The sequence below is a fragment of the Pseudoalteromonas atlantica genome (assembly GCF_043641955.1).
Taxonomy (GTDB): Bacteria; Pseudomonadota; Gammaproteobacteria; order Enterobacterales; family Alteromonadaceae; genus Pseudoalteromonas; species Pseudoalteromonas atlantica_A.
Map to the genome: position 1 here is coordinate 872,234 of NZ_JBHZRV010000001.1, position 9,368 is coordinate 881,601.

5 protein-coding genes are annotated in these 9,368 nt (G+C 41.0%); 3 read left to right on the forward strand and 2 right to left on the reverse strand.

The genetic code is table 11. The features are described 5' to 3' along the window. Positions 1 to 263 precede the first annotated feature (263 nt). A complete protein-coding gene (locus ACHUE3_RS03530; RefSeq protein WP_394190229.1) occupies positions 264 to 1,964 on the reverse strand; it encodes a cyanophycinase in 1,701 nt (566 codons plus the stop codon). Between the two features lie 444 nt (positions 1,965 to 2,408). Here ACHUE3_RS03530 and ACHUE3_RS03535 point away from each other — a divergent pair, with 444 nt between their 5' ends. From ACHUE3_RS03535 to iadA, 3 genes are all read left to right on the forward strand, one after another. Further along, entirely contained in the window at positions 2,409 to 5,336 is a 2,928-nt protein-coding gene (locus ACHUE3_RS03535; RefSeq protein WP_394190231.1) for a TonB-dependent receptor domain-containing protein, read from the forward strand. 152 nt (positions 5,337 to 5,488) lie between these two features. Next, positions 5,489 to 6,895 carry a putative basic amino acid antiporter YfcC gene (gene yfcC, locus ACHUE3_RS03540; RefSeq protein ID WP_394190233.1) on the forward strand — a complete coding sequence of 469 codons (1,407 nt, stop codon included), beginning with the start codon at positions 5,489 to 5,491 and terminating at the stop codon, positions 6,893 to 6,895. 12 nt (positions 6,896 to 6,907) lie between these two features. Continuing rightward, positions 6,908 to 8,074: a beta-aspartyl-peptidase gene (iadA, locus tag ACHUE3_RS03545; RefSeq protein WP_394190235.1), complete on the forward strand. Its 1,167-nt coding sequence runs from the start codon at positions 6,908 to 6,910 to the stop codon at positions 8,072 to 8,074. A 215-nt stretch (positions 8,075 to 8,289) separates the two neighbouring features. On the opposite strand, the gene ACHUE3_RS03550 is transcribed toward iadA, so the two are convergent. After that, positions 8,290 to 8,787, reverse strand: coding sequence for a P-loop nucleotide/nucleoside kinase family protein (locus tag ACHUE3_RS03550; protein WP_394190237.1), 498 nt, complete (start codon positions 8,785 to 8,787; stop codon positions 8,290 to 8,292). Positions 8,788 to 9,368: the final 581 nt, after the last annotated feature.

The window sequence follows — 9,368 nt, forward strand, 5'->3', positions numbered from 1 at the left end:
GTAGCCATGTAATGGCAATCGTATTAAGTGTTGATAGTAAGTCTTAAATGCTCTAATTAAGTCACTAAAAACCTATATCGTGAGGTTATTGCCATAAGCAGGCGATAGTGCAGTATAAATGCCAAACAGGCGGCCCGAAGGGTTTACCTTGATGGATGTAGATAAGGGGCGAGAGCCGACACACTAGCTCGGCTCGATTAAATCGCCCCTAGATTAGACAAACTTTAATGATGAGAGGTCAGATTTGCAAAGATAAACAAACCCTAATTAATTTTTGTTATTTCAATAGCTAAGTTATCAACTAAACACCCATGTTTTGAGCTGTTTACGCGATAAAATTGGCTGTCTTCATTACCTGAAAGAACAACAGAAAACTCATCTTGTTGCGCTGTCGCTTGGGTATCATTAGTTAAGCACATGGCTTGTGTTAACGAACGCAGCTTAGTATCAGTAAAAATATTGGTAAAACGCTGCATAGGCAAAGGGGGTATCTTCATTGCGGGTAATGCCTGTGCAATTGTATTATCGTTAACACTAAAACCCTCCTTAGTTATATTCACGCGTGTACCTACAGGCCAATACGAATAATTAAAACTATCTGCGTTGTGTGGCTTATGTAAATAAACAACACCATTTTTACCAATCACAGTCATTAATTTAGTACTACCAGAGTTAATAACCACCAACGCAGTTGTTTCATCAACACCAAACCCGTGAGGCTGTTTTGTCGCATCTAACAACGTTGCCAAACGTGCGGTGCGATCACGTTCACTAAAGTGAGTATCTAGTATACCGAAGTTAAAACTACCAAGGCCACCCTCGCCTTGGTAGGTTAATGAGTCACCAGACAGACCTTTATCACAGTCAGTAGTGCAACGTTCACTCGGTGCTGATTGAGCAAAAGCGCCATCACGCAAAGCACTAAGACTTGTGCCGTTGGTGATCATCGCCACCTGCCCATATTGATTTTTACCACCACTTTGAATCGCTGTTCCGGCGCTTGTTCCTACCAACAACGGACGTGAGCGTAATGCCTCTGTCCACGGGTAAGGTTTTCCTGCATCATCAAATAATACTTTGCGCGTTAAACTTTGGTCACCGCCATTGAGCATTATACCTGTTGCCGACCCAATTACATTAACCAAATTTTCTACACCTTGCTCGCATAGCGCCAACTCAGCTTTGATACGATCGGGGTAAATAGCATCACGATTATACACATTCATGGTTTTTTCGCGGATACTTGCCAATTGCGCACATTGCCCGCTGGTAATCGCCTTTGCAAGCGCAGGAGTCAACGCCAGCCACTTAGATGCAACACCATCAAAATTTAGTAGACCTTCATAAAAATCTGCTGATTCATAAGGGTCGCGGCTAGAAGCTGTAATAGCTAAAAGGCTAGGCTTAGTTGCACTTACTTTTGCAGTAGCCGATATAAAATCTAAAATATCATTAGCCGCAGTTTCACTATTAAGTGTGGTATTAACTACTTCCTTAAGGCGCGCTTGCTGGGTATCAATAACTGGAATTTCGATACTATCGATAACAAAGTTATACTCAGCATCGGTTAATTGATTAAGTAGTGCATTATCTAAGTCTCGCCAAGCCCATAACAGGTCGCTCTTAGTGTATGGTGAAGGGTGTTGGCGCGCCATTTTAGCTAAAACCTGCAATGTTTTATTGCGATGTCCTGCATTATCATTGGGCCAATTTAATTTTACTTGATTTAATGTTTCGCGGGTTAACTGATATTGGTTAGCGTTTTTACCACTTAACTGCTTTTTATCTTGGCAGTTTTTGGCGCTCATGCTTGAACATGTGGTTAAAGCGCCTCCGACTAAAACCAAGGTCTGATTTTTTTCATTTGCAGATATAGTGGAAGAATATGAAGCTAAAATCAGCAAAGATGCTGCCAAAAAACCATCAAACCGCCTAACCTTAAGTTGTTCCTGAAAGATTTCCATAATGTTGCTCGCATGTAAAATATAATGATAAATAGCTTGCAGTCAGTCTTTATGCTTGCTATAAAAAAAAGGAACTTTTAAATCGCGAGTAAGCTAGCACTCAATAACTAGCTTTGTCAAAAACCTTTTGGATTGGAATTATGTTTAAAAACGCAACATCGCTTTGTACATATTTCTACTCTCCTCACTACCTTTCGGAGTGGTTTGACGAGTAGCCACACCTCACATTCTCGTGAGGGGCTAACTGTGTCTAAACATCACTGCCCTGTCTGACACCAATCAAATTTAAAGCAAATAAAGCTAAATTAACGTTAGTTTTAGCAGCGCTTTGCAGTTGCTATTAATTTTGCCAAAAATCGATTGGAAAAAATCATAATAAAAATGAGCAAGCTGCTGTATTTAAAGCATGTTTTGACTCTTGAATAAGACAAAAGGTAAATTAATATGTTTCGTCAACTAACTATTGCAGCGGCAATAAGCGCATCGCTTTGCCCTGTCACCACTGTGTATGCACAAGAAAATGATGAATCAACAAACATTGAGCGAGTAGAAATTACTGGATCGCGCTTAAAAGGCGTAGACCTTGAAGGTACAATCCCACTAACGGTATTAGACCAAGACGCAATAAAACGCTCAGGGGCGAATACGATTCATGAGTTATTAAAAGACTTATCAGTATTTAAAGGCGGCAGCGGCACCTTTTCAACCTCAGAAAGTGGCGGCACCTCAACCTCAACTCCGGCAGGCCAATCTGCTGCAAGCCTTCGTGGTATGGGCCCTTCAGCAACATTAACTCTTATTAATGGTCGCCGTGTTGCTCCTAGCTCTTTTGCTGCAGGCACTGAAAACTTCGTCGATGTAAACTCTATTCCACTGGCTGCTATCGAGCGTATTGATATTTTAGCCACGGGTGCCTCAGCTGTTTATGGTGCTGATGCCGTAGCTGGCGTAATCAACTACATCTTAAAAGATGACTTTGAAGGCGCTGAAATAAATGCTTCTTTAGGCAATAGCTTTAACAGTCACGATGAAGGTAAAAAACAACTAAACCTAGTTTATGGTACTAAAATTGGCGACAGTAACTTAACCGTATTTGCCGACATTTATGACCGAAACGCATTTAAAGCAACAGATCGTGATTATACGGCATCGCCTTCACTGGTTAATGGCTATTCGTATTTACCAAAACTCGAAAACTCACCAAATATTTATTATTTCAGCAGCCGTGATGGTAATGAGTTACCTGCTCCAAACTGTAAAACTGAGCTAGTCACTACTGAGTTTGGTGAACAAATATGTGCCTATTACCCTAATCAAGATGATTATTTGGATACGCCATTTGAAAGTTTATCAACTGGATTTATGTTTAACAGCAATGTGGGTGAACTTGATTGGCACACTGACTTTTTCTACAGTCAAACAAAGTCTAAAGCCTATTCGTCTCCATCACCAATCAATCAAATCAATGATGATGATGGTCCGTTTATTTTAGAAGATGCCTTATTTATTTATGATAATGCTGACGGCAGTAATGATTTGATGGATCAGCTCTATATTGACCCATTTGACACCCAAGCGGGTCGCGAAGTTTATGGTTTTGGTTTTGATGCACGCTTTAACGCCCCACGTACTGTGGAAGTTGAAACCAAGAATTTTCGTTTAGTGAGTAGCCTTGCCGGCGATATTGGCGATTGGGGCTGGGAGTCTGGCGTAACGTTCTCTCGCTCAAGTTCAGAACAAGAAGCTGTTGATGGTGTATACAATCGTTATCAATTCCACGGTGCAATTACAGGTGAGCTATGTTCAGACGGCACACTGGCAAGCTATGATGGCGAAAATCTTAACTGTGCATCTGGGGAATTACTGCCTTTTTATAATCCATTTGTACAAGGCGATGCAGCGAATGATGCGGTTTTAGCAACTGCACAGGCACGCCCAACACGCAGCGGTGAAAGCACCGTATACGGCTGGGATGCAAACTTTAATGGTGAACTATTTACCTTTAATGACTTACCCGCTTATGCATCATTTGGTGTTGAAGCTCGCCGTGAAGAGTTAAGCGACATACCATCACTTGATTCACAAGCTCGCCCTGAAAACGCCTACCTAGTAGATGTATTTGGTTTTGGTTCAAGCCTATCAGAGGCTGATCGCACTCAATACGCAGCATTTGCTGAACTGAATGTGTCATTGACCGACCAGGTAGAATTACAAGCAGCGGGTCGTTACGATCATTATGATGACTTTGGCGGTACATTTAACCCTAAAATTGGCCTAAGCTATCGCCCTACAGATTCATTAGTAGTAAGAGGCTCATGGTCAACATCGTTCCGTGCTCCTTCACTAACCCAAGCGGGTGTTAAATTAAGAACGACTCAATCAACTTTCGATTGCGGTGCGAACCAATCCGTGTCTGACCTATACTGTATGGGAGATGGTACCGAAGTTAGTGTTAACTCACTTGAGCTGGGTAATAAGAACCTTAAAGCCGAAGAGTCTGAAGCAATCAGTGTTGGTTTTGCCTGGAGCCCAAGCGTTGATACTAACTTAACGGTTGATTACTGGCAGTTTGATCACGAAGAAGTAATTGATACTAATATGACTGCGGTACTTGATCGTGCCAGCACAGATGCTTCACTTCGTCATTGCGGTATTGTGCCAGAAGGCCAACAAGGCATCTCTTATGATAGTGAACTGTGTGAAATCAGTGACAACAGCGGATTAAACATAGAGCAAGATGGCGCCAATTTAGGCGAAATTTTGGAAAATTATATAACTGAGTTCAACCCACGAGACGATGAGCTATTTCTACCATTATTTCGTGATCATGTTATCCCACTTGAAAATACCGGCACTCAGACATTAGCGGGGATTGATATTAAATTTGATCATCGCTTTACACTATCTGGTGGTGACTTAACGTTTGCATTTGATGGTACTCACTACCTTGAGTTTGAACGTAATAAACCGGGCTCTGATGCAATTGAAAAACTCATTGGTACGTATCGCTACCCTGAAAATATTGGACGTGTATCAATCGATTGGGAAGCACAAAGCTACTACCTTAACCTAGGCGCAAACTACACCAGCAGTTATGAAGATGATATTGAAGGGCTTAAAAGCCGTGAAATTGACGAAATTGATGAACTCGGTGAACTTGATTCACAAGGTAACCACCAAGTGGATGATTGGCTAGTATGGGATTTATCAGCAGGTTATTTTGTTAACGATGCACTCGCGATAAGAGTGCGTATAGATAACATTTTTGATAAAGAGCCGCCTAAACTATATGGTTCAAGCCGTGGTTTTGACTCAATAAATCACAATGCTTTCGGCACACGCTACACGCTTAGTGCCAGCTATCGCTTTTAAAGTTACTTGCGGATAGCCGTGCTATCCGCTACACCATCCAAATTGCACTCAGTGGCATAACAGTTAAATTGTTGTGCCACTTATTATGAGTGTTAGACTTGTTGGATGCTGATCTTTTTAAGCAATAACCTTCCTTGGTTAAAAGTGAAATTATGAAAAACAAACAATTTACCATGCCTGATGCAAGTATCATCTTGTTATCAGTGGCTGTTATTGCCTACCTGGCCACCTTATTTATTACACCCGGTTTTTTTAATGCTGAGCAGGGAAGCAACCGAGTTGAACTTGCTCAATACCAACCTGTTACACAGAGCACATCAGCACCTATTTTTGCCGAAGGCGGTGAAATAGGCCTTGCAAATGTGTTATTTGAAGGGCTAGTGTCGGGCGATAAATATGGCGCAACCATAGGTGTAATGGCGTTTATACTCATTACCGGTGGTGCGTTTGGCATTATTATGAAAACGGGTGCAATTAATAACGGCATTATGGCCCTCATTCATAAAACACAACGTGTTGAATGGCTGTTTATCCCACTCATTTTTTTATTATTTTCGTTGGGTGGGGCCGTATTTGGCATGGGTGAAGAAGCCATTGCTTTTTGCATTGTGCTACTCCCTATCATGAAGCAACTAGGCTATGACGCAAAAGTTACGGTCTTAACGACTTACGTAGCAACTCAAATTGGTTTTGCCACCTCGTGGATGAACCCATTTAGCATTGCTATTGCCCAATCTATTGCAGAAATTCCGGTGTTTTCTGGCGCGGGTTTTAGAATGGCGGCTTGGTGTGTGTTCACGCTATTTGGCTTGGTGTTTACTGTGCGTTATGCCAATTCAATAAGGCAGACTAAAAATGAACAAACACAGTCAAGTAACCAACCAACATTAGATATAGCCGATAAGCTAATTCTATTAACCTTTGTCGCTGGTATTGCATGGGTTATCTGGGGTGTCATGGCTCGCCAGTACTATATTCCTGAACTGGCGGCGCAGTTTTTCTGTATAGGTTTAGTCAGTGCTTGTATTGCCAGTGTGTTTAAAAAACAAAGTGCCAATGAAAGCGCCGATGCCTTTAAACATGGCGCGCAAGAGTTATTACCCGCAGCCCTATTAGTGGCCTTGGCAAAAGGCGTTGTATTGCTTTTAGGTGGCAGCGATTTGAGCACGCCCTCTACACTTAATACGCTTTTGTATTACAGTGCAAGTAGTATCGCTGCAGTGCCTGACTACGTTGCGGCATGGGGAATGTTGTTATTTCAAAGTGTATTTAATTTCTTTGTTTCATCAGGATCTGGGCAAGCAGCCATCACCATGCCTTTAATGGCACCTTTAGGCGATTTACTCAACGTATCTCGTCAAATTGTGGTACTGGCTTTTCAGTTGGGTGATGGACTCACTAATATACTCATACCTACCTCTGCCAGCCTTATCGGCTGCTTAGGAATTGTTAAATTAGATTGGAGCGAATGGGCGGCCTTTATTTGGCGTTTTACCGCAGCACTTTTTGCATTAGCAAGCGGCTTTATCTTTCTTGCTTATTTTATTAATTATCAATAAAAAGACGTTTATATGTTAACACTTATTTGTGGGGCACACCTTTACACCCCCACCCCTCATGGGAAAATGGATGTACTAATAGCTGGTACTAAGATCATTGATTTTCAAAAAAAGATAAATATAGACAGCAATACAAATATAAAAGTAATTGACGGTACAGGCTGTATACTCGCACCCGGCTTTGTTGACTCACTGGTACACATTACCGGCGGTGGCGGTGAAGCAGGCTTTGCTAGCCGTACACCTGAAATGAACTTAACCGATGCAACCTTACATGGCATAACAACTGTTGTTGCAGCACTTGGTACAGATTCAAGCAGCCGAACGCTCACTAATTTAGTCGCAAAAGCGAAAGGATTAAAAGAGTTGGGCTTAAATGTATTTTGTCACACTGGTTCATACCATCTTCCGGCCAAAACGCTCACTGGTAGTATTAATGACGACTTGATGTATATTGATGAGTTTATTGGTGTGGGTGAAGTGGCAATTTCAGATCACCGCAGTAGCCAACCTACAGTTCAGCAATTAGCTGAACTTGCCGCACAAGCTAAAGTGGCAGGAATGCTCAGCGGCAAAAAAGGCACGGTGAGTATTCATGTTGGTCCTATCGATAGTCACCTCAGCATTTTGCATGATATTGAGCAACAGACGGATATCTCGTTAGCACAGTTTTACCCTACTCATATGAACCGTAATAAAGCCCTGTTAGATGCAGGTATTGAGTTTTGCAAAGGCGGTGGCACGATTGACTTTACCACCAGCACCACTGAATACGATTTAGCGAACGGTGAATACGCAGCTGCAAGAGCCCTTGCTTATTGTTTAGACCAAGGTGTTGATAAAACAAAGCTAACAATGAGTTCAGACGGCCATGCCAGCCTACCAATTTTTGATACTGATTTTAATTTAATTGGCCTAGAAGTAGGTAAAGAAGCGTCCTTACACGACTCTTTTGTAGAGGCTGTAAATGTGTATGGTGTGAGTATTGAAGACGCATTAATGGCTATCACCAGTAACCCTGCCGATGTGTTAGGCCTCAAAAAAGGTAACATCGCGATAAACACTGATGCTGATTTAGTGTTAATGGATAGCCAAAGCCTCAAGCCTTTGCATGTTTGGAGCCAAGGCACTCTAATGGTAGACAATGGATTTGCAGTGATCAAGGGGCCATTTGAGTAACAAAAGGGGTGATTAATTACCCTTAATTGAACACCCTTAATTGAATAAGCCTAAACTTGAACAGTCAGATTTGAACAGCTTAAATCAATCAAATCTGACTGTTGTGAGTGTGCAATTAATAGTCATGGGTAGCGCCTAATTAGCAGGCAAAAATGGTTGGCTAAAATAGCGACGAAGGAGCAAAAACCAACTGTTTTGTCCTTTTGAGCGAGTTGTTATGCGTTTTTTACAATAACCTCAATGTCTTGAACTTCACTAGGATCTGGTTCTTCAAAATATTGAGTAACGTGATGAAACATTTCTTCAGTATCAAATATAGCTCTTGATGGTTGCTCAATGCTTCTTTTTGCAATCTGTTTTAAACACAATGCATCATTTACTTTTAAATAAATAAGTTTGCTTTTGGACTCAGCCTCAATTGATAAGTTAGTAAACCATTCCCGCTGTCTTTTTGTATTAGCTGGAAAGTCCATGACCACACTTGTTCCTGTTCTTAATATATTTTGGACATGTGCTTTTATCAATGGTCTTAGAAAACCTGAAAATTTAATATAATCATCAAAAGATTTAATTTGATCAGGGTAAAGCTTTGATAACCACTCATCTTCAGATATAAGTACGGCATTAAGTTCTGTCGCAACTGCTTTAGATTTAGTAGATTTTCCTGCTCCCATCTTACCGCAAAAAAAGATCAAACTACTTTGATATGACACGAAATCTCCTAAACGCATAACAGATTATTGAACACCATTATGGTAGTTTGTAACACACCAAAACGGCGTATATTACATACCATGACAATTTCACCAATAATTGCCTTTGTGAACAGGCAATTAAAACAGCTAGCAAAATAAACCAGACAGCCACTTTAATTGAGTAAATAAAACTGTGCGACTAAGTTTACTCTTTTGATGCGACTAAGTTTACTCTTTTGAGCTAAAAACTTATCTCTTTTCTTTTATCACTTGCACATCGTTCATTAAGCGCAAAATACAAACTTTAGGTTGGGTGTCACCTTTATTTGTTTCATTTAAACATAACATGGCAGTGAATGGGCAAAATGCTGTTAGCTTAATTAAGCCATGAAGGGGCAAAAACCAACTTTTCACCCTTGTTTAACTGCTTGTTAACTTAACCTAATTTGAGAAACTGTTTAAAAGAGAATAACCCTCTCCGTCCAGAGTAAAGTGAACACCATACACCTCCCCACCACCGAGCATTACTTTTTTATTAACAATTGAAATACCTTTTGACGTTAACAGCTGCTCAATCGCACCAGCCCCTTTTTTTAGAG